Source organism: Ensifer sp. EB106-05-01-XG146 (assembly GCF_058791875.1).
The window spans coordinates 108,681-134,085 of the sequence record NZ_JBYTDX010000003.1 but is presented as its reverse complement, the minus strand read 5'-3'; the positions used below and the strand labels follow the sequence as shown (position 1 = coordinate 134,085).

The 25,405-nt window shown below is 60.0% G+C and carries 27 protein-coding genes and 5 pseudogenes; 10 read left to right on the top strand and 22 right to left on the bottom strand.

Features of this window, described 5'->3' with window-relative positions:
• Nucleotides 1-329: 329 nt before the first annotated feature.
• Entirely contained in the window at nt 330-542 is a 213-nt protein-coding gene (locus AC3WVQ_RS29200) for a hypothetical protein (RefSeq protein WP_492383373.1), read from the bottom strand.
• A gap of 558 nt (nt 543-1,100) precedes the next feature.
• Nucleotides 1,101-1,550, bottom strand: a complete 450-nt coding sequence (locus tag AC3WVQ_RS29195) for a hypothetical protein (protein WP_492383372.1) — start codon at nt 1,548-1,550, stop codon at nt 1,101-1,103.
• 259 nt (nt 1,551-1,809) lie between these two features.
• On the opposite strand from AC3WVQ_RS29195, the gene AC3WVQ_RS29190 reads away from it, so the two are divergent.
• On the top strand, nt 1,810-1,977 hold the full coding sequence (locus AC3WVQ_RS29190) for a hypothetical protein (RefSeq protein WP_492383371.1): 168 nt from the start codon (nt 1,810-1,812) through the stop codon (nt 1,975-1,977).
• Nucleotides 1,946-2,233, top strand: a complete 288-nt coding sequence (locus AC3WVQ_RS29185) for a DUF1515 family protein (RefSeq protein ID WP_492383563.1) — start codon at nt 1,946-1,948, stop codon at nt 2,231-2,233. Before AC3WVQ_RS29190 ends, AC3WVQ_RS29185 begins: the two co-directional genes overlap by 32 nt.
• A gap of 168 nt (nt 2,234-2,401) precedes the next feature.
• Here the strand turns inward: AC3WVQ_RS29185 and AC3WVQ_RS29180 are convergent, their stop codons facing one another.
• The 3 genes and pseudogenes from AC3WVQ_RS29180 to AC3WVQ_RS29170 form a co-directional block, all read right to left on the bottom strand.
• The gene (locus AC3WVQ_RS29180; RefSeq protein ID WP_034803228.1) at nt 2,402-2,665 is read right to left on the bottom strand and encodes a Y4lK-related protein; all 264 of its coding nucleotides are present in this window, start codon (nt 2,663-2,665) and stop codon (nt 2,402-2,404) included.
• A gap of 904 nt (nt 2,666-3,569) precedes the next feature.
• The gene (locus tag AC3WVQ_RS29175) at nt 3,570-4,151 is read right to left on the bottom strand and encodes a dioxygenase family protein (protein WP_492383370.1); all 582 of its coding nucleotides are present in this window, start codon (nt 4,149-4,151) and stop codon (nt 3,570-3,572) included.
• 477 nt (nt 4,152-4,628) lie between these two features.
• Nucleotides 4,629-4,816, bottom strand: a pseudogene (locus AC3WVQ_RS29170) (Lrp/AsnC ligand binding domain-containing protein); the annotation flags it as partial.
• Nucleotides 4,817-5,229: 413 nt separating this feature from the next.
• Here AC3WVQ_RS29170 and AC3WVQ_RS29165 point away from each other — a divergent pair.
• The gene (locus tag AC3WVQ_RS29165; RefSeq protein WP_192442351.1) at nt 5,230-5,628 is read left to right on the top strand and encodes a cupin domain-containing protein; all 399 of its coding nucleotides are present in this window, start codon (nt 5,230-5,232) and stop codon (nt 5,626-5,628) included.
• Nucleotides 5,629-5,744: 116 nt separating this feature from the next.
• Here the strand turns inward: AC3WVQ_RS29165 and AC3WVQ_RS29160 are convergent, their stop codons facing one another.
• Entirely contained in the window at nt 5,745-6,182 is a 438-nt protein-coding gene (locus tag AC3WVQ_RS29160; RefSeq protein ID WP_034800698.1) for an Lrp/AsnC family transcriptional regulator, read from the bottom strand.
• Between the two features lie 118 nt (nt 6,183-6,300).
• Between AC3WVQ_RS29160 and rocF the strand changes: the two genes are divergently transcribed.
• The 5 genes from rocF (at nt 6,301) to AC3WVQ_RS29135 (ending at nt 9,619) form a co-directional block, all read left to right on the top strand.
• Nucleotides 6,301-7,221 (top strand): arginase, encoded by a 921-nt coding sequence (gene rocF / locus AC3WVQ_RS29155; protein WP_034800696.1) that lies wholly within the window; start codon nt 6,301-6,303, stop codon nt 7,219-7,221.
• A gap of 28 nt (nt 7,222-7,249) precedes the next feature.
• Complete coding sequence (gene ocd / locus AC3WVQ_RS29150) at nt 7,250-8,311, top strand: ornithine cyclodeaminase (protein WP_034800695.1); 1,062 nt, start codon at nt 7,250-7,252, stop codon at nt 8,309-8,311.
• A gap of 189 nt (nt 8,312-8,500) precedes the next feature.
• Complete coding sequence (locus AC3WVQ_RS29145; RefSeq protein ID WP_492383369.1) at nt 8,501-8,734, top strand: AbrB/MazE/SpoVT family DNA-binding domain-containing protein; 234 nt, start codon at nt 8,501-8,503, stop codon at nt 8,732-8,734.
• The gene (locus AC3WVQ_RS29140) at nt 8,721-9,137 is read left to right on the top strand and encodes a type II toxin-antitoxin system VapC family toxin (RefSeq protein ID WP_492383368.1); all 417 of its coding nucleotides are present in this window, start codon (nt 8,721-8,723) and stop codon (nt 9,135-9,137) included. Before AC3WVQ_RS29145 ends, AC3WVQ_RS29140 begins: the two co-directional genes overlap by 14 nt.
• A 188-nt stretch (nt 9,138-9,325) precedes the next feature.
• Nucleotides 9,326-9,619, top strand: coding sequence for a hypothetical protein (locus tag AC3WVQ_RS29135; RefSeq protein WP_060517231.1), 294 nt, complete (start codon nt 9,326-9,328; stop codon nt 9,617-9,619).
• Between the two features lie 531 nt (nt 9,620-10,150).
• Here the strand turns inward: AC3WVQ_RS29135 and AC3WVQ_RS29130 are convergent.
• From AC3WVQ_RS29130 to AC3WVQ_RS29105, 6 genes are all read right to left on the bottom strand, one after another.
• Nucleotides 10,151-11,197 carry an ABC transporter ATP-binding protein gene (locus tag AC3WVQ_RS29130; protein ID WP_060529609.1) on the bottom strand — a complete coding sequence of 349 codons (1,047 nt, stop codon included), beginning with the start codon at nt 11,195-11,197 and terminating at the stop codon, nt 10,151-10,153.
• Nucleotides 11,198-11,210: 13 nt separating this feature from the next.
• Nucleotides 11,211-12,917: a glycoside hydrolase family 32 protein gene (locus AC3WVQ_RS29125; RefSeq protein WP_492383367.1), complete on the bottom strand. Its 1,707-nt coding sequence runs from the start codon at nt 12,915-12,917 to the stop codon at nt 11,211-11,213.
• A 2-nt stretch (nt 12,918-12,919) separates the two neighbouring features.
• Nucleotides 12,920-13,813, bottom strand: coding sequence for a carbohydrate ABC transporter permease (locus tag AC3WVQ_RS29120; protein ID WP_034800691.1), 894 nt, complete (start codon nt 13,811-13,813; stop codon nt 12,920-12,922).
• Nucleotides 13,806-14,738, bottom strand: coding sequence for a carbohydrate ABC transporter permease (locus AC3WVQ_RS29115; protein ID WP_112983465.1), 933 nt, complete (start codon nt 14,736-14,738; stop codon nt 13,806-13,808). Before AC3WVQ_RS29115 ends, AC3WVQ_RS29120 begins: the two co-directional genes overlap by 8 nt.
• Nucleotides 14,739-14,811: 73 nt before the next feature.
• A complete protein-coding gene (locus AC3WVQ_RS29110) occupies nt 14,812-16,116 on the bottom strand; it encodes an ABC transporter substrate-binding protein (protein ID WP_492383366.1) in 1,305 nt (434 codons plus the stop codon).
• Nucleotides 16,117-16,157: 41 nt separating this feature from the next.
• Nucleotides 16,158-17,156, bottom strand: coding sequence for a LacI family DNA-binding transcriptional regulator (locus tag AC3WVQ_RS29105; RefSeq protein ID WP_492383365.1), 999 nt, complete (start codon nt 17,154-17,156; stop codon nt 16,158-16,160).
• A 109-nt stretch (nt 17,157-17,265) separates the two neighbouring features.
• Here AC3WVQ_RS29105 and AC3WVQ_RS29100 point away from each other — a divergent pair.
• Nucleotides 17,266-17,724: pseudogene (locus tag AC3WVQ_RS29100) on the top strand (pyrroline-5-carboxylate reductase); the annotation flags it as partial.
• Between the two features lie 38 nt (nt 17,725-17,762).
• On the opposite strand, the gene AC3WVQ_RS29095 reads toward AC3WVQ_RS29100, so the two are convergent.
• The 3 genes and pseudogenes from AC3WVQ_RS29095 to AC3WVQ_RS29085 all read right to left on the bottom strand — a co-directional run.
• Entirely contained in the window at nt 17,763-18,914 is a 1,152-nt protein-coding gene (locus AC3WVQ_RS29095) for a sulfite oxidase (RefSeq protein WP_492383364.1), read from the bottom strand.
• Nucleotides 18,915-19,036: 122 nt separating this feature from the next.
• Nucleotides 19,037-19,738 carry a DUF938 domain-containing protein gene (locus tag AC3WVQ_RS29090; protein WP_492383562.1) on the bottom strand — a complete coding sequence of 234 codons (702 nt, stop codon included), beginning with the start codon at nt 19,736-19,738 and terminating at the stop codon, nt 19,037-19,039.
• Between the two features lie 168 nt (nt 19,739-19,906).
• Nucleotides 19,907-20,056, bottom strand: a pseudogene (locus AC3WVQ_RS29085) (IS256 family transposase); the annotation flags it as partial.
• Nucleotides 20,057-20,066: 10 nt separating this feature from the next.
• On the opposite strand from AC3WVQ_RS29085, the pseudogene AC3WVQ_RS29080 reads away from it, so the two are divergent.
• Nucleotides 20,067-20,345 (top strand): annotated as a pseudogene (locus tag AC3WVQ_RS29080) (Mu transposase C-terminal domain-containing protein); the annotation flags it as partial.
• A 126-nt stretch (nt 20,346-20,471) separates the two neighbouring features.
• Here the strand turns inward: AC3WVQ_RS29080 and AC3WVQ_RS29075 are convergent.
• The 7 genes and pseudogenes from AC3WVQ_RS29075 to AC3WVQ_RS29045 all read right to left on the bottom strand — a co-directional run bounded on the left by AC3WVQ_RS29075 (nt 20,472) and on the right by AC3WVQ_RS29045 (nt 25,404).
• Nucleotides 20,472-20,678 carry a cold-shock protein gene (locus AC3WVQ_RS29075; protein ID WP_127890564.1) on the bottom strand — a complete coding sequence of 69 codons (207 nt, stop codon included), beginning with the start codon at nt 20,676-20,678 and terminating at the stop codon, nt 20,472-20,474.
• A 244-nt stretch (nt 20,679-20,922) separates the two neighbouring features.
• Nucleotides 20,923-21,441: an RES family NAD+ phosphorylase gene (locus AC3WVQ_RS29070; RefSeq protein WP_082584653.1), complete on the bottom strand. Its 519-nt coding sequence runs from the start codon at nt 21,439-21,441 to the stop codon at nt 20,923-20,925.
• On the bottom strand, nt 21,438-21,827 hold the full coding sequence (locus AC3WVQ_RS29065) for an antitoxin Xre/MbcA/ParS toxin-binding domain-containing protein (RefSeq protein ID WP_029742583.1): 390 nt from the start codon (nt 21,825-21,827) through the stop codon (nt 21,438-21,440). The genes AC3WVQ_RS29070 and AC3WVQ_RS29065 overlap by 4 nt, the downstream gene beginning before the upstream one ends.
• 134 nt (nt 21,828-21,961) lie before the next feature.
• Nucleotides 21,962-22,206: pseudogene (gene repC, locus AC3WVQ_RS29060) on the bottom strand (replication initiation protein RepC); the annotation flags it as partial.
• Nucleotides 22,207-22,341: 135 nt separating this feature from the next.
• Nucleotides 22,342-22,950, bottom strand: coding sequence for a reverse transcriptase domain-containing protein (locus tag AC3WVQ_RS29055; RefSeq protein ID WP_492383363.1), 609 nt, complete (start codon nt 22,948-22,950; stop codon nt 22,342-22,344).
• A 187-nt stretch (nt 22,951-23,137) separates the two neighbouring features.
• Nucleotides 23,138-23,938 carry a M55 family metallopeptidase gene (locus AC3WVQ_RS29050; RefSeq protein WP_192439488.1) on the bottom strand — a complete coding sequence of 267 codons (801 nt, stop codon included), beginning with the start codon at nt 23,936-23,938 and terminating at the stop codon, nt 23,138-23,140.
• A 371-nt stretch (nt 23,939-24,309) separates the two neighbouring features.
• Nucleotides 24,310-25,404, bottom strand: coding sequence for an aminotransferase class I/II-fold pyridoxal phosphate-dependent enzyme (locus AC3WVQ_RS29045; protein ID WP_492383362.1), 1,095 nt, complete (start codon nt 25,402-25,404; stop codon nt 24,310-24,312).
• Nucleotide 25,405 lies beyond the last annotated feature (1 nt).

Here is a 25,405-nt window from a genome sequence, read left to right as displayed (position 1 = left end):
TGGTTGCATTCTGCGAGTGAATGCGCTCTCAATTGCGTCGTCTGTCGAAATCGAAGGCGCAGACGGAAGGCAACACTCAGACGAAGGCTCTGGATCGTACCCGTTTCGATCTGGAGCCTTTTCACATCAATATCACAATCCCTCCCCCTGACGACGATCACCGCGGCTCCAGGCCAAGCCGGTATCGCGGGGATCCAGTCAAGCAATTGCGGATAGTCCCCTCCGCCAGGGCTCTTCGATCGAGCCGCAATACACCTGCGATCAGCGCGATCACTCGCAAGTAGGCTCTCATTTCCTCCCTAAAGAGCTCGCCTCACCCAGCAAACCCTTCACATCCAATCGTCAAACTCCGCTGCTTGCCCTTGAGCCAGGAACTGCGCAAGTGCCGACATCAATGTCTCCGCGCTGTACCGGTCAAGCTGAACCTCGATCGTCGTACCAGCCGAAGTTGATAGTTCAAAAACCCCCAGGAGCGGCTCAATGGACGCGATAGAAAAAGAACCCAGAAATTCGCCCTGGACCGTTGTGCTGCCAAGCCCCATGGATGCCTCCTGCATGGTACGAAAGACATCACTAAAATAGTCGCTTTTGATCGATCCGCAAAGCCGGCGCCGGGTTCGCGATGCTTAAGGGGGTAGATTGAACGAGTGCAATCACTCAGCGTCAGGAGATCATGGAGACGCCGATGAAGACGAACGCGGCTCCAGGCCAAGCCGGCAGGGACCCCAGCCAGTCAAGGCGTCGGTGCCAGGCGGCGATTTTGCTCGATGGGAAGGTTTCGACCCTGGTTGAGGTTGCGTACGAGGCCCCCAGCAAGTGTTCTTCTGGTCAGCCGGAACAGCCCTGCGATCAGCACCGTCGCCCCCAAAGTATCCATCGTCTATTACCCTCTAAATAGCTCGCGTCACAACCTCCGTCGCGACGGACACCAACAAAGCGGCCAGCGCGACGGCCGTTCCAATTCGCGCGATCTTCATCCGGCGCCCGCGAGCACCATTCCAGTCATAGCCCATGTGTTCCTCAGCCGGCTTCATGCCATTCGTGAATGGTGGCTGGCGTTCCTAACAAAGAGGTAGATCCCGATGATGGCCCCTCCGGGCCTACGTTCGATGTTGGCCTCGTCTTCGGCCAAGCCGGAGGTCCAACATCACACGGACCAGCCATCTCCTGACATCTGATGTCGCCACGAATTCATCGATGTTTTCGATGGCGTATTCGAGTGTTTTTTCGGTGAGCGCGGTTGCCGCACGCTGTGAGGCGGTCAAGCTCCGCGCCCATGCCGTCAGCTCTGGCAGCAGATCCACGACCATGCCAACGCCTCCCGATGGCGGTGAATGGTCGAGCGGGCGGCGAGCATCTTTAAGTCGGCGTTCCAGTTCCCAGGCGTCTCGTATGCCACTCATGAACAAACGGAGCGCCTCGCGAGCCAGCCATTCGCCTTCTTCACTTTGTCGGGGGATATTCCGCGCGGTCACGACCTTATTAAAGACCGTGGAAATGACGGTGAGCCCCTCGGGAAGAATGTATCCGGATTGCAGTCGATCAAACATAACCTCCTCCATTTAAGGCGAAAGTGATGATGGTCCATCAGTCGCTGGAGCCCGTTTCATGGTCCAGCAATCAGACAAAATATGGTCTTCAAAACGGGCTGTGACTAGCCCTTAACAGCGCCAGCGCCGACTTCGGCCGGCGATTTTTATCTCATTTTTTCATCTCACTAAAGGAAAACCCGATGAACACAACGACGTCCCTCGCCTATGCGGGGCGCGCGCCTTTTGGCGGCCGCCTGATGCATCCGAGATCGGTGCCATGAGTGCCATCCGCGACGAGTGGGATCGGCCGCAATCGGCCGGCACGGTAATCGACGACCGGCGGCTCGCCTACCTGCTCGCGACCGTCTTTCACGAGACCGGCGGCACGATGCAGCGGGTGATCGAGAAGCTCAATTACTCGGCCGCGCGCCTGGCCCAACTCTGACCGTCAAGACAAGGCGACGACTAGCCGGCAAGTGGTTCATTGGCGCATGAACCAGCTTGTCGACCGCGTCGGCCATCTTGAGGCGTCCGCGATAACGATTGGGGAGGAGGTCTCCGAGATGAAGCTGGTGACCGATGACGTGAGGCGATGGAAGCTGAGGCATCGGTGGCTTGGAAACACCGGAATTGCGGCCAGGGCGCTTGGGATAAGTCAGGCCGAGGCGATACGGCGGATCATCTTCGTGATCATGGGGTAAGGTTGGTAAGCAGAAAGAAGAACCCCACCTCCGACGGCACGACGATGGGGCTCTCTACGTTTGATCCGGAGGGATCCGGGATCATCAGCAATGAACAAACCAATAGGTCCCGGATAGGTTCCTGCTGCCGTTGAATAAAGATGGCTCCGTAAGGTCGCGCAGGCTGCGCTAGTGGATGGTCTGGGGCCATGTCACGTCCACGAACCGACCAATGGACCGAAGGTAGGCGATGATCTCGGACCTCAGAGCTGCGCGGTCGCCATACCTCTCGCCGATCCGACTAAGTTCCTCCTTGGCTTCTTCCTGCTCATCGACATCGCCAAGCACATACATATCGTGTCCCACGGCGTTGATATCGCAACCCGCCGCGATCACTTCGGCCACAAAACTTGGGATCTCATTTGCGTTCATTTCGCGCTTGCTCTCAATCATGACGTCCTCGCTTTGAAACGAGAAACTACTGTGAGGTCGAGCGGTTCCCACAGGGACAAAACGCTCACCGGAATTCGGAGCAAACGGAAGAATGGCCCCGATGGGGTGTCGGGGCCAATTGGTATCGTTGGCGCTTCTACGCGGGGAATGGGAGTACCCCATGAAGCGGGCTGTGATCCCGGAAAGGATTATTGCCTATCCTCTAACTGCCGCGTGTGAAAGTGGTTCCCAGTTGGAGAAGAGACGGCCCCGTCCGGGGAAAGCGGGGCCTCGGCACGGAGGTGCCATGGGCTCCATGCTGGGCTATTAGATGGAGCCTAGCCTAGATCCCGCGGGGGATGGTGGATCGTAGGCAGACCTAGAAACGCGTAAATTTGACAGAGGTTCCAGCACCGAAGAAAAAAAAGGGGCCCCGAAAGCCGATAACGGGACCCTAGGAGGTACGTGCCAAAATCCTGGTGTAAGAGAGCCAGGACGACCTTCAAACCTACGACGTCAGGATTGGTTCCGGCTCGATCTGAAAGCCGGAAGGGGGAGAAAAAATGGCCGCAAACGGCGACGACAGCGCCAAAGCGAAAGGATCCGGTCTAAAGTACCAGAGTCCTTGGCCTTGGTGCGCACGGTTTTCAGTGTCGGTCCATTCGCGGAGATCGGTCCACACAGCGTAGGCGGAGAGGACGGTGTGTGTGAACGGTCATCAGGGAAATCATGAGGTTGCGATATGCTGCAGGCAGCAGGATCTGCCAGGCGGCCCCGTAATCAACCTCAAGCGCCCCGACCTCTTCGTATCCTCAGCAATGTTCTCGAAAGCCATGCCATTGGAACATGACCGAGCTGCTATAAGAATGCTCAGACACACTCTGCCACGGCGTAGCCGCCGGTAGGGCTGGATGAAAAGTGCCAGTTACGCCACTATGAAATCGTAGCGGCCGAATTTTCCGTCGCTCGTCGTTTTGATGTCGAGCAACAGGTCTGCATTGAATATGCGGTCACGCCTATTGTCCGGCTCATCGGCAAAATACAGCTGCGTCGTCAGCACGTTCCCGCCCGGCCTTTGGACTTTCACGTGGTAATGCCGGGTGCGACCAGGATAGAGCCCAGGCACGATCGTCTCGAACCACCATTTGCCTTCTGCGTCCGTGAATTGATGTCCGCGGAGTTTGTATCCGTTGTTGTCGTAGGTGCCGGTCTCATCGGCATGCCATAACTCGATCAACGCTTTTTCTACCGGCTGGCAGTCCTTGGTTAACACGTAGCCAACAAGTGTCATTCTTTCACCGCCCGGTGAATCGCTGGCGAAGTCCTTTTTTTCAGGGCTCTCCGGTGTGAAATACGGACCTTCGGTCTGTGCCGGCGTCAGATCGTCGTCATCACCGCAATTGGCCGTAAGCGGCAACTCCACGGAACCGCCGGCTGCATGGCCGAGTCTCGGCAGAACAATCGGCGTGGCGACGAAGCTGACAAGGAAATGTCGCCGGGTCGGCATGGCGCTATATCTCCAAACACGGAAGCCAAGATCGTTGCGGGTCCATTAGGCAGAACTGGGGCGGATATTACCAGATTTCGCGACCAACAACGTCATCAGGCGAATGCCGCTGCTGAAGCGTCGCCGGTCTACACGGTTGGCACGTAAGCATCTGGTGTCTGACTTGGAGCAGCAGCAATGCCGTTCCATTGACGCCGTCTGCTTTCTAGCGGAAGTAAGCTTCGTCGCCTTCATGTCTCGGCGAAGCTGCGTTTGGCAAAGCATCCTGTCTTCATTCTGGGCTACGGGCACCGCGAGTTGCTCGACGCCCTGGCAGCTGCGCGCCATGAGGGCGCGATGGTCAGGATCATTGCGAATGCAGCTGGTGTGGGGTGACCGGCGTCCCGCTGATGGTCGTCCATGTTTCCAGCAGAGATGCGATCGACATCATCGCAGCCGCCCCACGCCGCGGCGTGACCTAAATCGACGCTCGTTAAGTTAGAGCTTCGCCGTCGTCGACCACGGCGTGGAAAAGATCGTTTCGCTGCCTATAATGCCGTGCCGGGCACGAGACGGATTTTGCGCAGCACAGCATCAAAGTTGCCCAGGCTAGACGCGCTGAGTTCTACCAGCAGATCCCACCGGCCGTTCGTCGTGTGAATCTGCGAGATTTCAGGAAAGCCGCCACGCGATTGATCTATCGGTTCTGCTGTCCTTAGAAAAGTGATGGTGCTCAATGCTCAGCGCCGCCGGCTTAGCCGCCAAGAAGCCCACGGCGCGGTGACCGACTGACTTTCGGGGTTGGAAAGATACCAGAACGCAGCGCGGGCAGTGTCAAGGATAGCCTGGCTCGAGTTGCTCCAGGTTTCGACGAACCATCATCGCAATTTGTAACTAATCGTTTCAGCCAATCTATTGGCGCAGATTCGGTACAAACCCCTGCTCATCGAGAAACAATCCATACACAAGCAGCGCGTCAACTCAGCGCGGTAATAGAAACGGATTTCGTGAGGACTGAGGTCCCGCCGCAAAAGCGCGACTGCATCTTCGGCTGCACGCTCCAACTTCGACAACTGGTCACCACTGGAAAGGGTTCCAAATGAAAATTATGCATAGCATCGCGATCGCTGCCGCGGCGGCTTCAATCAGTTTCGCGCTGGGCGGCGTTGCCCAGGCCCAGGAACTCAAACGGACTGGTCTGGTTCAAAGCGATATCAGCGTGCCGGGCAAGGAAGCGCTTCAGGTCCGGGTAGATTTCCCGCCAAAGGCTGCATCTATCAATCATAAACATCCCGGCGAAGAAATTGCATATGTGCTCAAAGGTGCGCTTGAGTACACGCTCGAGGGTCAGAAGCCGGTAACGCTGAAGGCCGGTGAAGCCCTTTTCATTCCGGCGGGTGTTGCGCACATCGCCACGAATGTTGGCGATGGCGAGGCGTCGGAGCTTGCGACTTACATCGTCGCGAAGGACACGCCGCTTGCTGCCCCGGTGAAATGAGTTCGCTGCGATAAGGAGCGATCCACTCACCGGTGCGGCAACCCATTGCAGGAAAACGGCGGCGCCAGCCGCAGCGACACCCGTCGAAGTGAGTTTCTAGGTCGACGCTCGTCAGGTTAGAGCTTCGCCCTCGTCGACCGCGGCGTGGACAAAAGAAGGCTCGTCTCGCTGCCCATAATGCCGGGCACGAGACGAATCTTGCGCAGCACGGCATCGAAGTTGGCCAGGCTCGATGCGCTGAGTTCCACCAGCAAATCCCACCGGCCGTTCGTCGTGTGAATCTGCGAGATTTCAGGAAAGCCGCCGAGCGTGCGGATCACCCGATCGGTCACATGGCCCTCGATCTCAACCATCATCACCCCACGAACGACATCTTCAAGCGCATCGGCACGCAGCATCACCGTGTAGCCGAGGATGGTGCCGTCCAGCTCCATCCGCTCGATGCGCGCCCGCACTGTCGCCCGCGAGGCGCCCGTTTCCAGCGCGAGGTCCGAGACACTTCGACGCCCATTGCCGCGCAACAGCATCACGATCTTCTGGTCGAGAGCATCCATGCCGATTTGGATTCCGTTCTTATCAATTTGGTCAAACTAGCATCTCGATATGCCAAAATTCAATGTTCAATCCGCCATCGGTGACTTTTATAATCATGAAAACAAACGGGAGTACACTATGGACTGCACGCTCATCGGCGCGCCCCTGCAAATCGGGGCAGGGCAGCTTGGCTGCGAGATGGGGCCGAGCGCCCTGCGCATCGCTGGCCTTCGCACGGCACTGGAAGAACTGGGCCATTCGGTCAAGGACAATGGCAATCTCAGCCCGCGGGCGTTCGACGAGATGCCCCATCCGAACAAGGCCGTCCATCACCTCGGGGAAACGGTCGCCTGGGTCGAAGCGCTGTCTGCTGCTGCCTACGAACACAGCAAGGCGGGCATGCCCATTTTCCTCGGCGGCGACCATGCCATCTCCGCGGGTACCGTTCCCGGTCTCGCACGCCGAGCCGCCGAACTCGGGCGGCCGCTGTTCGTGCTCTGGCTGGACGCCCATACCGACTTCCATACTCTCGAAACGACGGTCAGCGGCAACCTGCACGGCACGCCCGTCGCTTACTATACCGGCCAGACCGGTTTCGATGGCTTCTTCCCTGCGCTTGCCCATCCCGTTGCCACACAAAACGTCTGCATGATCGGTATCCGCAGCGTTGACGCCGCCGAAAAGGCCGCCATTCGCACCACCGGCATCACGGTGCACGACATGCGCGTAATCGATGAGCATGGCGTGGCCGTCCTCGTCCGCAATTTCATCGAACGGGTCCGGGCCGCAAACGGCCTCCTGCACGTCAGCTTCGATGTCGACTTCCTCGAGCCGGACATCGCGCCGGCCGTCGGCACCACGGTACCGGGAGGAGCAACTTTCCGCGAGGCGCACCTGATCATGGAAATGCTGCATGACAGCGGGCTCGTGACCAGCCTCGACATTGTCGAGCTCAATCCGTTCCTCGACGAGCGCGGCAAGACCGCACGGCTGCTCGTCGATCTCGTCGCCAGCCTGATGGGCAAGCGGGTGATGGATCGCCCGACTGTTACTGGCTGATTTCGAATGTTCTTTGGTTGGAGGGAAAATGAATACTGATCCGAAACTGAACGTGGTTCCGTTCGTAAGCGTCGACCACATGATGAAACTGGTTCTGAAGGTCGGCATCGACCGGTTCCTGACGGACCTGGCGGCCACAATCGAGGAGGACTTCCGCCGCTGGCCGGTCTTCGACAAGACCCCGCGCGTCGCTTCCCATTCGCAGGAAGGCGTCATCGAGCTGATGCCCACCAGCGACGGAACGCTTTACGGCTTCAAATACGTCAATGGTCACCCGAAGAACACGCGCGATGGCCGCCAGACCGTGACGGCCTTCGGCGTGCTCTCGGATGTCGGCAACGGCTACCCGATGCTGCTCACCGAAATGACGATCCTGACCGCGCTGCGCACTGCGGCAACGTCCGCGGTCGCGGCGAAGTACCTCGCCCGGCCGAATGCCCGGACCATGGCCATCATCGGCAATGGTGCGCAGAGCGAATTCCAGGCTCGCGCCTTCAAGTCGCTGCTCGGCATCGACAAGCTTCGCCTCTACGATATCGACGCCTCCGCCACCCGGAAATGCGCACGCAACCTCGCGGGCCTCGGCTTCACCATTGAAGAATGCACCTCGGTTGAAGAGGCGGTCGAAGGCGCAGACATCATTACCACGGTCACCGCCGACAAGCAGTACGCGACGATCCTATCGGACAACCATGTCGGCCCCGGTGTCCACATCAACGCGGTGGGCGGTGACTGCCCCGGCAAGACCGAACTCAGCAAGGACATTCTGCTGCGCTCGGACATCTTCGTCGAATATCCGCCGCAGACACGCATCGAAGGCGAAATCCAGCAGCTACCGGCTGAGCACCCCGTCATCGAACTCTGGCAGGTCATGACCGGCGAGACAGAGGGCCGCAAGAGCCCGGATCAGATCACGCTCTTCGACAGTGTCGGTTTTGCGATCGAGGACTTCTCCGCCCTTCGCTACGTCCGGGACCAGATTGCCGAACACGGTATGTTCACAGAACTCGACCTCCTCGCTGATCCCGACGAGCCACGTGACCTCTACGGCATGCTTCTGCGCTGTGAGAAGAAACTCGAAGCGGCATAGACTAACGCGAAGTAATCACGTTACCCGGTTTGTCGACGGTCAAACCGGGGAACGTTGGGCGTCAGTCGCAAAGCAGCCTGATAGAGGCCAATTGAGCGCCTTGATGGGAATCGAACTTACTACCCAGTTCCTTGAAACCGCGACAAAAAGTAATACCTTGGATAAATCATTCCTTACACAGGTCCGGCCATGACGACGACAGTTACATCCAAGGGACAAATTACAATTCCCAAGCCTGTGCGCGATCTCTTGGGTATCGTGCCTGGAAGCAAGATAGACTTCCGACGCACGTCAGATGGAAGCGTTGTCCTCGTCCATGCTGCGAAAAAGCAGCCGCCCAGCCGCTTCGCGAAACTACGAGGGCATGCGGGCAAGGGCCCCGACACTGACGCGATCATGGCGCTTAAGCGTGGCGAACCGTGATACTCGTAGACACGTCCTTCTCGACGTCGTTACCGATGATCCAACTTGGGCCGATTGGTCGATAGCGCAGCTGGAAGCTGCAAGCCTCGGGGGAGCAATCTGGATCAACGACATCGTCTACGCCGAACTCGCCGTCCGCTACGATCGGATCGAAGGCGTTGACGGCTTGCTTGATCAAGCGGGGTTGAAGCTGGCGGCGGTACCGCGTGAGGCCCTCTTTCTGGCAAGCAAGGTTTTCACACGATATCGCAAAGCAGGCGGAACGCGGACAGGGGCGCTCCCTGATTTCTTCATCGGTGCGCACGCAGCGGTTAGCGGATATTCACTGCTCACACGCGACGTCGGCCGTTATCGCACCTATTTCCCAACGTTGACGCTGATTGCGCCGAACTTGCCGACCTGATGAAGCTGCTCATGGGAGGCTCAGTTCCCGTCGATACATTATGCGATCCAAAATGCACAGAACCGGAAGATGCACGTTGGGCAAACGCGGGAGGAATACTGTGCGTTGGCGCACGGCGACCCCACTCCCCTTTGCTGGAACATTGTCGCAGCTCAACGGTTTTGCGTTCACAAACCAGGAGGTGGAAGATGATTGGTGTGAACCAGCAATCGATTGAAGATCAAATCGCCGAATTGCGATCGCAGATCGCGGAGGTGAAGCAAGCTGTGAGTGAGGGGATCAATTCTGCGGCTGAAGGCGCCTCTGGAATAGCTAGGAACGCAGCCCAGACGGTCCGTCAGCAAGGACAGGGCGCAATAGAGGCCGCGCGGGAAAATCCCGGAACAGCAACGACAATCGTCAGTACGGCCGCGCTTATCGGATTTTGCATCGGCCTATACCTGGGCCTTTCTTCGACTAGTGGCGTTCGGGCGCGCTGGTAGGCAGGAGCCCCTTATCTTTCGAAGCCCAATCGAACATCCCTAGCATTTCTAACCGAGCAAGTGATCCGCAGCCGGATGGCATCTGTTAGTCGGCAAAGGGCGTGTTAGGTAAAGACTCCTTGCCGATTGCCGATTTGTCGGTGCCGCCGCCCGCCAGCGATCCCGGTCAGCCGGCTCTTGCGGTCGAAAGCTGACGACGAATTTGGACGCGCGCGGCTCGAAAGGCCGAGGCGCAAGGGTGAGCTTCCCTCCACTCAAGCCAAAGCCAACCGAAGTGTTGCCGACAGAGTTCGCCTCGACGAACGGGGCGCGACGCTCGACGTAGTTGCCGTTCGAGTTACCAGCGACCTGCACGCCGATTGGCCGATTGATGCCGGGGGTGCCATGTTCACAGAACTCGACCTCCTCGCTGAACCCGACGAACCGCGTGACCTCTACGGCATGCTGCTTCGCTGCGCGAAGAAGCTCGAAGCGGCATAGACTGACGCGAAGCAATCACGGTTTGTCGACGCTCAATTGGGGGCCAAAGGATCAGTTGACCCGGGCTCCTTCGGCGCAGAACAGATGGATCTTCTGGTTGTTCGGCTGGAGATAAATCTGCTCCTCAGGCTTCAGGTCCACGCGGCGATGCAGCACGACCCCCGCCGTGTGCGTGCCCACGCGCACCAGAAGGTGGGTTTCGGCGCCGGTTGGCTCGACGGTCAGCACGGTTGCCGGTATGCCGGTTTCGGCTATCTCCAGATCTTCCGGGCGGATGCCGTAGGTGCGTGCTTCACCGTGACCCAGCGACGCCGGCAGCGGCAGGGAAACACCGCCGTCAATGAAAAAGCCGCCATCACCGACGTTGCCCTCAAAGAGGTTCATCGACGGCGAGCCGATGAAGGTGGCGACAAAGGTATTGCCCGGGCGATCGTAGAGGTCGAGCGGCTTGCCGATCTGCTCCACGCGGCCGGCGCGCATGACGACGATCTTGTCGGCCATGGTCATGGCTTCGATCTGGTCGTGGGTAACGTAGACGATGGTCGTGCCGAGCCGCTGGTGCAATTCCTTGATCTCGCTGCGCATGGTCACGCGCAGCTTAGCATCGAGATTGGACAGCGGCTCGTCGAAGAGGAATACCTTGGGGTGACGAACGATGGCGCGGCCCATGGCGACACGCTGGCGCTGGCCACCGGAGAGTTGCTTGGGCAGGCGGTCGAGCAATGGTTCGAGCGCAAGAATTCCGGCGGCCTCCTTCACCAGCTTATCGATCGTCGCCTTGTCTCGACCCTGGAGCTTCAGGGAGAAGCCCATGTTCTCCTTGACCGTCATGTGCGGATAGAGTGCGTAGCTCTGGAACACCATGGCGATGTCGCGCTCCTTGGGTGCGACGTCGTTGACGACGCGCCCATCGATGCGGATTTCGCCGCCGCTGATGTCCTCGAGCCCCGCAAGCATGCGCAGGAGCGTGGACTTGCCGCAGCCGGACGGTCCGACGAGCGTGACGAATTCTCCATCCTCAATGTCCACGGAAACGCCGTGGATGACGGAGGCTGCGCCATACTGTTTCAGAACGCGGTCGATCGCTACCGATGCCATTTTTCTTCCTCCCTCAAAGCTTGAGTTGCCAGATTTGCGCGCCCGTGACGGCGCCCGTCAGCCTTGCCGATCGCGCGGCGGCAAATCCCGGAATGCGCTTGGTGCCTGTCCAGCGGCCGTTGTCGGCAAAGACCTCGATCGAACCCGCATCGAGGAAGATGCGCAGCTGCGAAGGTCTGGCGCCTGACGCCAGATATCGCGGTGGCGGCTTACCGGTACCGGCATCGAAGAGGATTGCAAGGCCCTCGTCATCGAGCCTGACGCCAAGCGCGACATCCGGGTGATCGAGGACGAGCTCGAAAGCCGCGCCGGCCTCGGGCAGTGCAAGCACGATCTCGACCGCACCGCTTTCGAGTGGAACCGTTTCGCCCGCAGCAAGGGCTGTTTCATCGAGCAGCGTGTGGCGCAGGCTTTCGACTGCCGCGACCGGCGGCGTCAACACGGCACCCCCATCGAGAAGCACGCGACGCGGCAAGGTCATCGCCGTCGGGAAATCGTCCTTCTTGGAAAAGTCGGTCCAGTTGGCAAGCCAGGCGATGCCGACCGGTTCGTCGCCGTCGACGAAGGCCTGGAAGGCGTAGGCGTCGGAGCCGAAATCCAGTTCCTGTTCGAATTCGGCCGTGAACGCCCGGCCGTCGAAGCGGCCGACGGTGACGGATGTGATGTTGCGCCGGCCGGTGGCCGGGTCACGGCTTGTGAGCAGGCCAAAGATCAGCGCCCAGCGGGTCTCCGGATCATCCGCCATGCCGCCGACCGGCAGCATGCACGGGCACTCCGCTGCGGTCATGCCGAAACCGTCCTCGCGATGGATGATGTCGAGGAAGGTCCAGCCCGTGGCACCCTGCAGATCCGCCGTCTCGTAAAGCAGGACGACACCGCCCGATCGGTCGCGACTGCCAAGCAGCATCTTCCAGCGGCCGTCCGGGCCCTTGAACACATAGGGATCGCGGAAATCAGTCGTGAGGTTCAGACCCTCCGGACGGATAGGCAGGATCACCTCGGACGGGCCGGCAACGATGCCGTCTCGGCTGACGGCCGAGAGCTGGATCTGCTCCTCCGGCTCCCGGTCGCGAACGTGTTCGGTGTAGAAGACCCGGATGTCGTCCCCGTCCGGCCCGGAGACGGGGACGGCCGAGCCGGAAAAGGCGCCGCCACGGCCATCGTCCTTTTCCGACAGGTGGTCCGCCGGAAACAGGAACATCGGCAAGTGCGTCCAGCGGATCAAATCTTTCGAGACCGCATGGCCCCAGTGCATCGTGTTCCAACGCAAGCCATGCGGATAGTGCTGGTAGAAGAGATGGCCGAGACCCTCGAACCGGCCGAAGCCGTTCGGGTCGTTCATCCAGCCGAAGGGCGGTCGGAAATGGTAGCTGCCGGGAACCTCGGGCGGCGCCGTGCGGACGTCGCAATGGAGGACGCGGATCCCCTCCTCCAGCACCGTCTGCGGGTGGAACGCATAGGCGACGGAGAGCGCGGTTGTTTCCGCATCATAGGCAAGCACCGTGGGGCCAGTCGTCTCGAGCGTCACCGCGAAGAATTCGAACTCCCCGGCGCGGCGCGTGGACGGACCGGCAATCTCACTGCGGTCTAAGGTGACGGACAGTATTGCCTCGTCGCCAATTTTGCGCGACTTCAGCCAGAGATGCAGCACGGTCCCGGCCGGGAGTTCGGCCTCGACGATTTCAAGCACGCGGCTCGCGGGTCTTGTCTGCGAAGTCATAATCAACCTTTCACGGCGGAGCCGACGAACGAACTTACGAACCAGCGCTGGAAGGCGAGGTAAAGGATGAGGACAGGGATCATCATCAGCACGGACGCGGCCATGGCGCGGTCCCAGTAAATGCTGTCCTGTCCGAAGAAGGTGGCGATCGCGACGGAGATCGGCCGGGCATAGTCGGTCTGGGTGACCAGCGTCGGCCACAGATACTGGTTCCAGCTCTCGATCCCCATCAGGATCGAGACCGTCGCAAGCGCCGGCAGGCTGAGCGGCATGTAGATCGACCGGTAGATGCGAAACGCCGACGCTCCATCCATCTCCGCAGCTTCGTAGAGTTCCTTCGGTAGCTGGGCGAAGAACTGGTAGAACAGGAAGACATAGAGCGGGCTTGCCACCCAGGGCAGGATCTGCACGGCAAACGTATCCGTCAGGCCCACCCGCGACATCATCACGACGAGCGGCATGATGATGCTTTCCTGCGGGATGACGTAGAGCGCGACCACGAGGGCAAGCAGGATCGCCTTGCCGCGAAGCGACCCCCAGGCGAGAACGAAGCCCGCCATGGAATTGATGATCAGCCCGGACACGACGGTGACGACGAGGATCACTAGCGAGTTGACGAGGTAGCGACCATAGGCAAGTTCGCCGGAGAAATTGGCGATCTCGCGGTAGTTCGACAGGGTCGGATCGCTGACCCAGAAGGCGCGGAAGCTGCCCATGTCCGCAAGGATGCGGAAACGGTCATCCTTGAGGCTGGCGATCAGCAGCATGAAGAGCGGCGAAATCATCACCAGAGCGATGATGAAGATGCAGACGGTCTGGACGACACGCAGGCCCGTCTTGCTGTTGCCGCGGGGGATCGCCAGCGGGGCTGGCTGGCTAAGCACGAGATCAGACATCGAAGCGCCTCAGGAGTTTGCGCTGGAGAAGCGCGATCAGAAGAACGATGACGAAGAGAATGACGGAGACGGCGGATGCGTATCCGAGCTTCTGTTCCTCGAAGCCGGCACGCACCATGTAGTGCACGACGGTCTCCGTGCTTTCCTTCGGTCCGCCCTGGGTCAGGATCGCAACCTGCGTGTAGAGCTTGAAGGCCTGGATCGTAGTGATGACCAGCACGAAGACGTGGGTCGGACGCAGGCCCGGCATGGTGACGTGCCAGAAGCGGCGAAACGCGCTGGCGCCGTCGATGCGGGCGGCATCGTAAAGTTCGTCCGGAATGCCCTGCAGGCCGGCGAGGTAAATGATCATCTGGAAGCCATAGGCCTGCCAGGCCGAGAGCAGCACGATCGAGAACATCGCCCAGTTCGGGTCGCCGAGCCAGTCGATCGGCTGGATCATGCCGCCGGACAAGAAACCGACGATCTGGTTGAGCGGACCGCTCGGATACTGGAACAACGTGCCCCAGATCACGCAGACGACCACCATGGATGTAATCGCCGGCAGAAAGAACATTCCGCGCAGAAGGTTCTGCATCGGCAGCTTCTGGTGCAGCAGCAACGCCGTCAGGAAGGCAAGGCCGCACTGGACCGGCAGCACCCACACCGTGAAGCGCGTGACGTTCCAGAGTGACGTCCAGAAAAGCGGATCGGTGAAGACCCGCTGGAAATTCAGGAGGCCGACGAAACGCACCGGCGTCGGACGCGGCACCAGCGGCTGATTGGTCATCGCCGTCCAGAAGGATAGAAGAAACGGCGTGATCAGGAAGATGGCGAGCAGCAGCACGGCCGGTGCGATCATCGCGACCTCCTGCCAGAACCGCTGCCGGTCGCGCCGCCTGGCGGGGTGCGGCAGCGCGGGCATGGACGTCTGTTGCAAGGTCATGGTCTCCTCCTCATCGCTCATCCTCCCGAAATCGCGCAGGGCCGGCCAGCGGGACGGCCCCGCAAAATACGCCCTATTGCTGCTCGTCGAAGGGCGGGTAGCCGGCGTTGTCCTCGATGTCCTGATCGATCTTCTTGGCCGCAGCCGTCAGTGCCTCCTGCGCATCACCGCCATTGAAGATCTTGTCGACCGCCTGCATGAAGGCCGAGGTGATCGTCGGATAGGCCGGGTGCGGCGGACGGGCGACGGCGGTTTTCGAGGCCTGCTCGAAGGCGACGGCAAGCGGCCCGCCTTCAGCGTAGAGCGGGGATTCTGCCGCAAAGCTCTTCAGGCCCGGATAGGCCGACTGGGTCTTTGCATAGTTGCGATAGTCCTTGTCCTTCAGAAGGAAGCTCAGGAATTTTCCGGCGGCCTCAGGGTTTTCGGAGCTCGCCGAGATGCCCCAGATCCAGGTGCCGTTCGGGCTGACGCCCTTTTCGCCGATCTTCGGCAGCGGCATGACGACGATGTTGTCCTTCATCGCAGCGGCAGCTTCGGCGTAGAACCAGTGCCCACCCATGGCGAGCGCTGCCGGCTGCCCCTCTGCATAGAACTGGTTGGTGCCGGACGAGGTCGGAACAACCCAGCCGTTTTTCACCCAGGTCTGCATCATCGTCAGCGCCTTGACGCAGGCTTCGCTGTCGAGCGTGCCGCTCGCCTTCCAAGCCTTGCGATCGATCAGGTCGCAGCCCGCACTTTCGAGCAGCGGGCCGTAGGCATAGGTGATCCACTCGGTCTTGATCCCGTAACCGCGGAACGTGTCGATCGGCCACTTCACGCCTTCGAGTTTGGAGAGCTTTTCGAGATAGCCTTCGAATTCCTCGCGCGTCCAGGCGTCGTCGACGGATTTCGGAATGCGTGCGCCGATGGCTTCGAGATACTTTTTGTTGCCGTAAAGAACGACCGAGGAGTCAGTGAGACCGATTGCATAGAGGTCCTTGTCGATCGGGTAGGTTCCCTGAGCGATGTTCGAGCCGGTCATGTCGTCGAGGACATCCTTGTCGACGAGTGGCTTGATGGGCTGCAGGTAGCCCGACCAGACGTAGTTAGCGAGAAACGGCGCGTCGAGTTCCATCACGTCGGGCAACTGCTTTGCCATGACGGCGGCGCTGAACTTCTCGTTGTAGGCGTCGTGCGGCGCGTAGATCATCTCGACGTCGATGTCGGGATTGGCTTCCTCGAAGCGCTTGGCGACGTCGCCATAGGCCTTCACCCAACCCGGATCGCCCTGGTGCATCACATGGATGACTGATTTTGCCTCTGCAAAACCGGCGGTCCACAAGAGTGCGGAAGACGCGAAAAGCGCGCTAAGTAAACGATTACCCAGATAAGTTGTCATTGATCTTCTCCTCCTATTCAGTTCGACAAGAATGCTGGTTGCTAGACCGATGCCCGCTCGACCAGATGAAACGGCAGCTTTCGCAGATGCGGCGGCTCAGGCTCCCCTGCGAGCAGGATCTCCATGGCCAGGCGCCCCATCGCGCGGTGCGGCAGGGCCATCGTCGTCAACGGCGGATCCAGCCGCGAGGCAAGCTCGACCTGGTTGTCGAAGCTGGCCACCGCAATGTCGTCCGGGATTTTAAGGCCGGCGCGCGCAAGGGCCGCATAGACTTCCATTGCGACACGGTCGTTGCCGCACAGGATCGCGTCCGGCCGCTGACCGGTGGCCAGCAATGTCTCGACATGCGACGCAACGAGGCTCGGAGCGCGGTCGCTATAAACGCTGCGGCGCACGGCCGGAAGCACACCAATCGGTTCGATGCCTGCCTCTTCAAGGGCTGCGCGAAAACCTTTTTCCCGTAGCGCCCCGGCAAGGATACCTGACAGGTTGATGAAGGCGATGCGGCGGCGCCCAGAGGCGAGCAGGTAACGCACGATCTCGCACGCCCCACCTTCTTCGTCGGGGACCAGTGACGTGACGCGCCCGGAGGCCTCGCGGCAATTGATCATCACGCCGACGGAGCCCGCGAGTGCCGGCGGCAGATCGACGTCCTTGTGGTACATGGCGGCATAGGCAACGGCACGCGGACGGAACTGCTGCACCTCGTCGACCACCGAGCCGATTGACTGTCCGCTGCTGTGATTGACGGCAAACACCGCCATGCCTGCACTGCGCGCGGCACCATCGAGCCCGCGCACGATTTCGGTGGCGAACGGCGAAGTGATCAAGCCATCGGAAACGACGCCAACCAGCGGCAGCCATCCCTGACGCACACCGCGCGCGGCGAGATTGGTAACGTAACCCAGTTCCTCGGCGATCGCCTTGACCTTCTGGCGCGTATCGTCCGACATGCGCGCGGAGCCGCCGTGCAATGCGCCGGAGACCGTCTTCACCGAGACGCCTGCACGCTCCGCAATGTCAGAAAGCGAGATTGCCACGATGCTCCTGAACTCCGTTGGGTTATCGATTACCCTATAGTTTAAACCACGGTCTTTTGTCAAGCGCAGCCGACGGGTCCTTGTGACTTCGCCGACAAACCGCTGGTTCGTCGCAGGCGTCTATCTGACCCAAGCGACCCCTCTGCCCTTCGTTGCCCGTGGCCAAGGCGTCACGGCCGTCTTCCCTGGGGACCAAGCGACGGCGACGATCTTCGACGTGCTCGGCAACGCCGTCGAATGCGAGAGCAAGGTGGAATATGACCTTCTCGCCAAAGCCAGCGCCTTGATGGCCGCCTATTTCGGCATCATGCACGCACGACAGAATGGCTCGCCCAAAATGGCCTGCCGGAAGCAAAGGGCCGCGCCTATCCCGTGCCCCTGTTTGCCGGTCGTTCCGAAGCGGCACTTCATGCAAGGCAAGGATGTCGATTTCGTCGATATGAGCCGCGAGTTTGCCACCAAGAGCGGCCTCAACGAACAGGTGTTCCGGGACTTCGACGAAAGGTGCGGAACCCTAGCGCTGACGCGAGTGCTCGACAGAGTGTTCGAGCGGATCAACAACCGCTAACAGGTGACACTCGCCGCCATTTCTCCCCATGCGGTTGATTAGATCACGAATTCCTCCTCATAGGTCTGCGGCTCGGGAACGACCGTAACCTCCACCGGTACGATCCAATTGGCCGCGTAGCTCTCGAAGTCGGAACGCTGCTGGTCGGGCTGCACGCGCCCCGCCGCATCGATCGCGCGACATCGCAGTTTGTATTGCCCCACCTTTTCAGGGGTCCACATGTACTCCCACAAGCGCCATGCAAAGGGACGTTCTTTCTCGAGGAGGCTTGCCTCGCGCCAGCCACTACCATCTTCGGTGCAGACCTGAACCTGCCGGATAGCAGCCTCGCCGCCCCAGGCGGCTCCAAAAATTCGATAGGGTTGGCCGGCGATGAGACGCGCGCCCTGCACGGGTCGCGCGATCTGCGCTTTGACCTCCATCTCCGTGAGGGGGATTAGGCTCGGTTCCCCGAGGTTGCGCTCCCAACGGAAGTACTCACGCGCTTGCCAGTAGCCAAGGAATGGTTGTTCCAAAACCGTGATATGGGTGATCCACTTGACCCAAGCCATGCCGAACCAGCCACCCACAACCGCGCGCAGCGGGTAGCCGTGATCGCGCGTCAACGGCTCCTCGTTCATCGAATGGGCAAGGATCGTGCTGTGCGCCATGGCCTTCTCCAGCGGTAGACTGCGCGCAAAAGCGATGGGGCCAGGAGAAGCCGTTTTTTTGTTCGTGTCGACGACGCCGCTGTCTGCGCCCACAAGCAGGACCTCACGCGCGTTAGGCTTAACGCCCGCCATTTCCAATATCTCGCTGAGAAGAACTCCTGTCCACGCAGCATTACCGACGGCTCCGTTCTGCCACTGCAACCCCTCCTTCGGTGGCACATAGTAGACGCGGCCATTCCCGGCGCATTCGACGACGGCAGTCAAGGTCGTCCTCCGCATCGCCTTGATGCTGTCGAGGTCAAGTTCGAGCGGCCGCGCCACCGCCCCGTCAACGCGCAATCTCCAGTCTCGCGCATCGAGGTCCGGCGAGGGGAAATGGTTCCGCACGAAGAACAGCTCGGTTGGGATCAGCAAATCGGAGAGCGACGCAAATGGAAACTCGGTATTCTGTGGGGATTTTTGTCGAACTATCAGGCTGGGTTGCTCTGGTGTCGGCATCGTTCTCGTCTCTCCTTCCAAAAGCACAACCTCGGTATCCATCCCCGCGGGTTCCGGTTAGATCACACCCCGCGCAGTGCGCCTGTCGCGTTCCGCCTTCGGCTGCATTCTCGCCTATACCGCACGTTTCGGGCATCGACCTCGGACGGCAGCTTACTGCATGGTCACATCTCTCTTTCGCGCCGGCTTGTCGTTGAGACAGTACCTCTGCAGAAGACCAGCAACATGTTGTTGGCAGGCATTTCGATCGTCTCGCGGAGAACAAGTCCAGCGGCCTCACCCAATTGTTCAAGGTCAGCGATATCACGCACACCCCAAGATGGGTTGCGCTCCTTTAGAGCAGCGTCGAAAGCAGCATTCGAGGGGGCGTTGTGTACCCCGTCGCGCATAAAGGGACCGTAGAGAAGGAGAAGCCCACCATCGTGAAGCAAACGGCCAGCTCCTTCGAACAATCCTGAGCTTGCCGTCCATGGCGCGATGTGGATCATATTGATCGATAAGATGGCGTCAAAATGCCCCGTTTGTTCGACGATCCATTGTCCTAAGCACACATCAATATCCCGCGGTGCCAGCACATTCTTCAGCCTTGAGAATTTGATCCAGCTAGACGTACTGGCGCGGGCGTCGGCATCCGGATCGCTCGGCTGCCAGGTGATGTCTGGCATTGCCCCCGCAAAACACACGGCGTGCTCGCCGGTCCCGCATCCAATCTCCAGCACGGTGCCACGTGTTGGAAGGACACGTTGTAGGACCGCGAGGATCGGCGCCGAATTTCGCGCAGCGGAAGGTGAGAACATGCGCTGGTCGGCGCTGACGTCGCGCTGTTCCAGCGCAACAGGCGAACGGTCCTTCTTCTCTGGGAGCATTGGCCTGTAATCCCCTTTGGGCAATGCCTCCACCTTATAGCTGAAATAACTGAAATCAAGGATTGCGGACTTACAAAGGGTCGTCGGTGCTGCGTTCGGGATCATGTCCCAGGGAGTGGTGTAAGTGGCGGCTTTGGTCGCCGCGTTCTCCGGCATGGGCCGGGATGATCAGCGCGCCACGGCTGGCAGGCTGATGAGCGGATCATCGCTCATCTGGCTGATGGTTTCCAGCGTCATGTATCTGGCGCGTTGGACAGCCCATTCGTCGTTCTGCTCGAGCAGGATCGCGCCGACGAGGCGGACGATGGCGTCAGAAGGCATCAAGGCAATCATCAGCAAGACACTGCGCGAGCAATGGCTGACGCTCGAGGCGCCTCCTCTCGCACCGGTCGTCGCCGAAATCCGTGCGCGTAGAGGCTGGTCTTGCCCTGCCGTCCTATGTCACCATTGCCCGGCGCATCCCGGCGCTGTTTTCGCCTGAAGAGATCGCCAGAAAGCGGTCGGCCAATCCAAAGCACCTGCTGCGGTTAAAACCGCGACCAGGCTATATCCACGCACCGCACCCACTGACGTCTGCCAGATCGACCATACGCCGACCGATTTGAGCGAAAACAAGGTCGCGCGGCCCGGCTGATCACCTGAAAGCGCCGGTCATACCGGCGGGTTCCGGCCAAGAGGCACCGCTGGAGCAGAGCAAACACTGCATGCAGTAAGCTGCAGAATCGCAATGCGCTCAGGCCTGGATGTTGTCCGCCGACATCTTGCCGGACTTGCGGTCTTTCACCAGCTCATAGGTAATCTTCTGGCCGTCGTTGAGTCCGCGTAGACCACCTCGCTCTACCGCGGAAATGTGGACGAACACATCGGCAGTTCCGTCATCCGGCTGGATGAAACCGAAGCCTTTTGTTGTATTGAACCATTTTACTGTACCGGTTGCCAAAGTATCCTCCTTTGATCATCGTCGTGTCGGACCGATAGGCTCGAATGATACTGGTACGCTCACATTAGTAGACGGTTCCGGCGTCAACGAAAAGCATGCGAGCTGTCGCGTCTATCGCACCGGACCAAAATTCCGGATCTTGGTTGCTTACCTTTGCTGTAAGCACGGTAGAGCGGGCGTAATATGGCTGCAAGATCAAGACGCAGTCGTAAAGGGCCTGAACGCGTTAATTGCGCCGATGCGCCTAATCCCAGGACAGTTGATCCTTCGGAAGCCGACCACTTGGGTCGTGTACCTGCACTTTATGCGGCAGGTTGGGGCCCCAGTTCCAAAGCACCAGATTTCGATCTCCCTCTTCGGCGCCGGGCGCAAAGCTGGGTACTATGATGCCTGCCGTGCCCCTCGCCTTGAGTCGATCGTATATCGACCAGGATGGGGGTCTCCTTCCTTCGGAAAGCGTGGTGGCCCAACTGCAGGCCATTTCCTCCACCGAAACGGAATTCGAGGCCCGACCAACTTCAGAAGCAAGATCCGTAATGTCATCACAGTCGACATCGTAGGAACAAAGTACACAAGGGTCGATGCGATGGGCAAACCCTTGATTGGCTTCCTTTACCGCCGTCATCACACTAAGGGCGAGATAGAGAGCTGGCACGCCTTTTGGGTTGAACCGCGCGCCTCTTATAGCCGCGCCATCTCCTGAAACCGGTTTGAAAGCCCAGCGTGGATCGTGCGCACGGTAACAATTGCCCACAAACCTCAAGCGAAGCCCCCTAGGGCCATATGATCGAGGTAATCTCGCACCGCCGCGGCCTTGCCGTCTTTTACGAGAGCCTCGGGCGTACGCCCGCCAAAAGCTGGTAGAGGTTGGGCCCGGTACCAAGCCATTGCCTGCTCCTTACCACCGGCCCAATCTGAGACACGACTGATAATCTCCAGCATTTCCCGAAGACGGCTCTGCGTTTTCGCGCCCAGGCTACGTTCACTTCTATACAGTGTTTCGCGGGCTAGCCCCGCCGTCTCGGCCAACTGGCTCTTAGACATGCCGAAGCCGGTTGCGACCCGTTCCACAGCGATCTTTCCCGAGCGATCCATATAGGACAGCACCAAGGGACCGCTGTGCTCTAAAGATTTCAGAACCTGAGGCATGATCATTCCGCCATATCCAGCAACTCATTTATTGTGCGAAATATATGACTCTATTGACGGTAACGCAAGCGACTACGACATTCGCCGGGGTAGCGAGAAGTTTCAAGCCACTGCCACCCCCAAAGAGCCGTTCGCTAGGCGCTTCGAGCAACCACTGGATTCGCCCGCAACAGAGCCATCAACACCGGCCCGAGCGAAAACTCCGCGCCTTGTCCGTCAGATTGCGCAGATATCCGCCGGCCGAGTTGATGTGCCCTGCCCTTTCGAGAATACAGGCCATTGTCGCAGCCGCATTTTCCGGCCCCATCGCCTCGCAGGCGTCCTGGTAGGCGCTTGGACTGACGCCCAGCATCGATCGGACCACCACTCGCCTACTCATCCCACCTACCTGAAGGTCCGGCTGCGGCAGGTGTTTGGTGAAGATCTGTTGCTGAACTCAGTTATCAAATCGACCGCTGTCCCGGGCGCTCGCCGCTGCCGCCACCCCGTTGCTTTTGCGACGGGCTTGGGTCTTTTAGCGGTGATAGGTCCACCTTTCATATCGCTCCTCGATCGCGCTAAGGGCGATGTTTGCGAGCAAAGGTGAGATGATCCCGCCCTGAGGGGTACCGGCGTCCGTCCGGAGGAACTGATCCTCAGTCAAAACACCGGCCTTGAGGAATAATCCGACCAATCTCACCACTCGTCGATCACCGATGCGCTTGCGCATCCGCTCGAGCAGGTGATGATAATTGATATTGTCGAAGCATCCTTTGATGTCCCCCTCAATAACCCAAGGATATGGCAACCGGTTTCGCCGAGTGTCCTTGTCCCGCTTCTGCGGCAAGGCTGCCCGACGAATGTACTCCAAGGCGCCGTGGGTGTTTCTGCCGGGTCGAAACCCATAAGAGACATGCCAGAATTGCGCCTCGAAGATCGGCTCCAAAAGGATTTTGGCCGCGCCTTGTACGACGCGGTCTCTGATGGTGGGGATGCCCAAGGGTCGGAATTGCCCCGGTTTCCCGGCCTTTGGAATGAGCTTGCGTCTGGCCGGACTTGGCCGATATGCACCACTGCGCAGATCAGCTTGAAGATCGACCAGGAAGCGATGTTCACTCCTGTTTCGGATACGTCCCACCGTCATCCCGTCAACCCCGGCCGTGCGTCCACCTTTGTTGGAGGCAACGCGCTGCTAGCCAGGCAACAAGGTTGAGCCAGCTTCGTCCAGCGAGGGCGGCGTGACGGTCGGAAAGCGCCCGTTTCGGCGCGTTGCTCCCTATCAAGGCCAGTGGCTCTATCCTGCGACGTCCAGGCACGGGACCCGCCCTTGATCAGGCTTTCAGGAAGACCAGCGCTCGCAGGATCTCCGCAAAATCCGCATGCTTGAAGGCGACGGCGCGAGGACCGTGCGCATATGCACCGGGATACCAGCCGGCACGATAGGCATCTGTCGGATTGTTGAACTCGATCACCACTTCGTAGCGCTCGGCTCTGGACGGCAGCACCTGAGTGAAATCGCCGGACAGCGCTTCTGCCACGCCTTCACGAATAAGCCGGCGCGACCAAGCAGGCGAGATCGACGTCGTCGAACGACCTTTACCCTCCAGCGTTTCCACGGACTTCAGCCCCGGCACCATCGCCCGCGCCTCAGAGCAAATACCGGCATCGCCGGCAAGGAAGACCGACGGTACACCGTAACCGGCGGCACAGAGCGCGTTGACGGTAAATTCCGAGGCGACCTCTCCGTTCAAAAGCAGGCGCGAGATGCGCATCGTGGAGGTATGGGCGAGCGGATTTGCCTCGCTGCCCGCTTTGGAGTGATAGCCCGTATAGAGCGCGGCCGCGAAGCCGGCATCGAGGCCGAACATCATCGCATCCGGATGGCCGGACCAGCCGCGCACAATGCGGACATAGTCCGGCAGGCGGTCGAGGATGAGGTTGCGACCGCTGTCATGGGCGTCTTTCACCACGACTTCCGTCGCACCGGCGGCACGCGCGCCCTCGCAGGCAGCGACCACCTCGGCGGTCATCAGGGCGCGAAATTCGGTCCAGTCGGAATGGGTGCGCTCGGCTTCGTCCCATTGCGCGATGCCTGCGGTGCCTTCGATGTCAGCGGAGATGAAAACTTTCATGGGTGGGTTCCTCTATCGGTCAAATCGGGAAGAGCGGGATAGATGCGGTCGTTTCAGGCAGGCATCGCGAAGGCCAACCAACGCGATGGGCGCCGCCAACCGCGGGGGCCTCAGCGGCCACTTTGGCAGACTTGGTTATCGGCGAGGCACGTCTGACCGGTGATCGGCGATTTGCATGTCGTTTAACGGAACATTGGTGCAGCTCGCCGCCACAGGCCAATTCAATTTGGGCAAAACTCCATGCAAGAATCGCCTAACTCCCGAGATTTCAATCGGTTATGGATAACTCCCTCACGAGCAGGCGTGCGTGCACGGTCGCTAGCGCGGAGTTCTCGCCGACGCCAACGTCTCTGAGAACTCCACACGCAGGTCTAGAGAAGTTCGCCCATCGACTGCAGGAGCCGTTCGATCTGATCGGCCGTGTGCTCGGAAAACACCGCAAGCCGCATGGTCGCAACATCTGACGCGTCGGAATAACCACCAGGCTGCTGCACCCTGACGATGATGTCGCGCTCCGCCAGACGATCGCGCAGCTGTTCGAGGTTGGTGACGCCCTTGATGGTGACGATCGGTACCGGCGTGTCGGCAACGTCGAACCCGAGGGTCCGCAACCCGCTGCGCATATGCTTGACGTTGCGAACGAGGTTGGCGCGCTTTTCCGGTGTCGCCTGCAGAACGCGCAACGATGCGGCTGCAGCGGCTGCAAGACCCGGTGGCGCCGGCGAGGCACCACGCATGATCATCGCATTGCCCGCGATCTTGGCGGCCAGATCCGCACTACCGGGAACGATGCCGCCGAGCGCGCCGAACGCCTTGCTCATCGTGCCGGCGAGATAGTTGCCCTCGCCTTCGAGCCCCGCGTGCTGCAGCGATCCGCGGCCGGTCTCACCAAGAACGCCGACACCGTGGGAATCGTCGATGCAGAGCAGCGCACCATCATAGGGGGCCATGGCCTGCCGGTAATCCCCAAGTGGCGCCAACCGCCCGGACGACGGAAAGACACCGTCGGTCAGCACTGCCGGCCGCTCGCCCGCCTTCACATGCAACGACAGTTGCGCAGCAAGATCCTCCGGATCGGCATGCCGAAATTCATGAACCCGTTTGCCGAGCGTCGGGATCGCGTCGCGGGTGCTGTAATGCGTTGCGCAATCCATGAGGATGACATCGAATTCGTCGCGCAGCCCCTGCAGCAACACCATGGGGCTGGTGTAGCCGGAAATCATGTAGACGACCTCGTCTGTGCCGAACCAGTCGCGCAACCGCTCCTGCAAATCGGCATAGACCTGCATATGGGCGAGCGTCCCCGGCCCCATGCCGTAGCGCCTCGTCGCTTCGCAGGCCGCCTCGATCACTTCGGAGTGGCCATGCAGGCAGAAGTACGACGTGCCGCAATAATAGTCGACCTCGCGCCCGCCGATGAACATGCGGGCGCCAAGAGGTGACTCCATCTTGATTGGAGCGGTCATG

Coding starts and splice junctions, on each gene's coding strand:
- AC3WVQ_RS29200 (WP_492383373.1), bottom strand. CDS start 542: ATGGGGCTTGGCAGCACAACGGTCCAGGGCGAATTTCTGGGTTCTTTT.
- AC3WVQ_RS29195 (WP_492383372.1), bottom strand. CDS start 1,550: ATGTTTGATCGACTGCAATCCGGATACATTCTTCCCGAGGGGCTCACC.
- AC3WVQ_RS29190 (WP_492383371.1), top strand. CDS start 1,810: ATGAGTGCCATCCGCGACGAGTGGGATCGGCCGCAATCGGCCGGCACG.
- AC3WVQ_RS29180 (WP_034803228.1), bottom strand. CDS start 2,665: ATGATTGAGAGCAAGCGCGAAATGAACGCAAATGAGATCCCAAGTTTT.
- AC3WVQ_RS29175 (WP_492383370.1), bottom strand. CDS start 4,151: ATGCCGACCCGGCGACATTTCCTTGTCAGCTTCGTCGCCACGCCGATT.
- AC3WVQ_RS29165 (WP_192442351.1), top strand. CDS start 5,230: ATGAAAATTATGCATAGCATCGCGATCGCTGCCGCGGCGGCTTCAATC.
- AC3WVQ_RS29160 (WP_034800698.1), bottom strand. CDS start 6,182: ATGGATGCTCTCGACCAGAAGATCGTGATGCTGTTGCGCGGCAATGGG.
- rocF (WP_034800696.1), top strand. CDS start 6,301: ATGGACTGCACGCTCATCGGCGCGCCCCTGCAAATCGGGGCAGGGCAG.
- ocd (WP_034800695.1), top strand. CDS start 7,250: ATGAATACTGATCCGAAACTGAACGTGGTTCCGTTCGTAAGCGTCGAC.
- AC3WVQ_RS29145 (WP_492383369.1), top strand. CDS start 8,501: ATGACGACGACAGTTACATCCAAGGGACAAATTACAATTCCCAAGCCT.
- AC3WVQ_RS29135 (WP_060517231.1), top strand. CDS start 9,326: ATGATTGGTGTGAACCAGCAATCGATTGAAGATCAAATCGCCGAATTG.
- AC3WVQ_RS29130 (WP_060529609.1), bottom strand. CDS start 11,197: ATGGCATCGGTAGCGATCGACCGCGTTCTGAAACAGTATGGCGCAGCC.
- AC3WVQ_RS29125 (WP_492383367.1), bottom strand. CDS start 12,917: ATGACTTCGCAGACAAGACCCGCGAGCCGCGTGCTTGAAATCGTCGAG.
- AC3WVQ_RS29120 (WP_034800691.1), bottom strand. CDS start 13,813: ATGTCTGATCTCGTGCTTAGCCAGCCAGCCCCGCTGGCGATCCCCCGC.
- AC3WVQ_RS29115 (WP_112983465.1), bottom strand. CDS start 14,738: ATGACCTTGCAACAGACGTCCATGCCCGCGCTGCCGCACCCCGCCAGG.
- AC3WVQ_RS29110 (WP_492383366.1), bottom strand. CDS start 16,116: ATGACAACTTATCTGGGTAATCGTTTACTTAGCGCGCTTTTCGCGTCT.
- AC3WVQ_RS29095 (WP_492383364.1), bottom strand. CDS start 18,914: ATGGATACCGAGGTTGTGCTTTTGGAAGGAGAGACGAGAACGATGCCG.
- AC3WVQ_RS29090 (WP_492383562.1), bottom strand. CDS start 19,738: ATGCTCCCAGAGAAGAAGGACCGTTCGCCTGTTGCGCTGGAACAGCGC.
- AC3WVQ_RS29065 (WP_029742583.1), bottom strand. CDS start 21,827: ATGCCTCAGGTTCTGAAATCTTTAGAGCACAGCGGTCCCTTGGTGCTG.
- AC3WVQ_RS29055 (WP_492383363.1), bottom strand. CDS start 22,950: ATGACGGTGGGACGTATCCGAAACAGGAGTGAACATCGCTTCCTGGTC.
- AC3WVQ_RS29050 (WP_192439488.1), bottom strand. CDS start 23,938: ATGAAAGTTTTCATCTCCGCTGACATCGAAGGCACCGCAGGCATCGCG.
- AC3WVQ_RS29045 (WP_492383362.1), bottom strand. CDS start 25,404: ATGACCGCTCCAATCAAGATGGAGTCACCTCTTGGCGCCCGCATGTTC.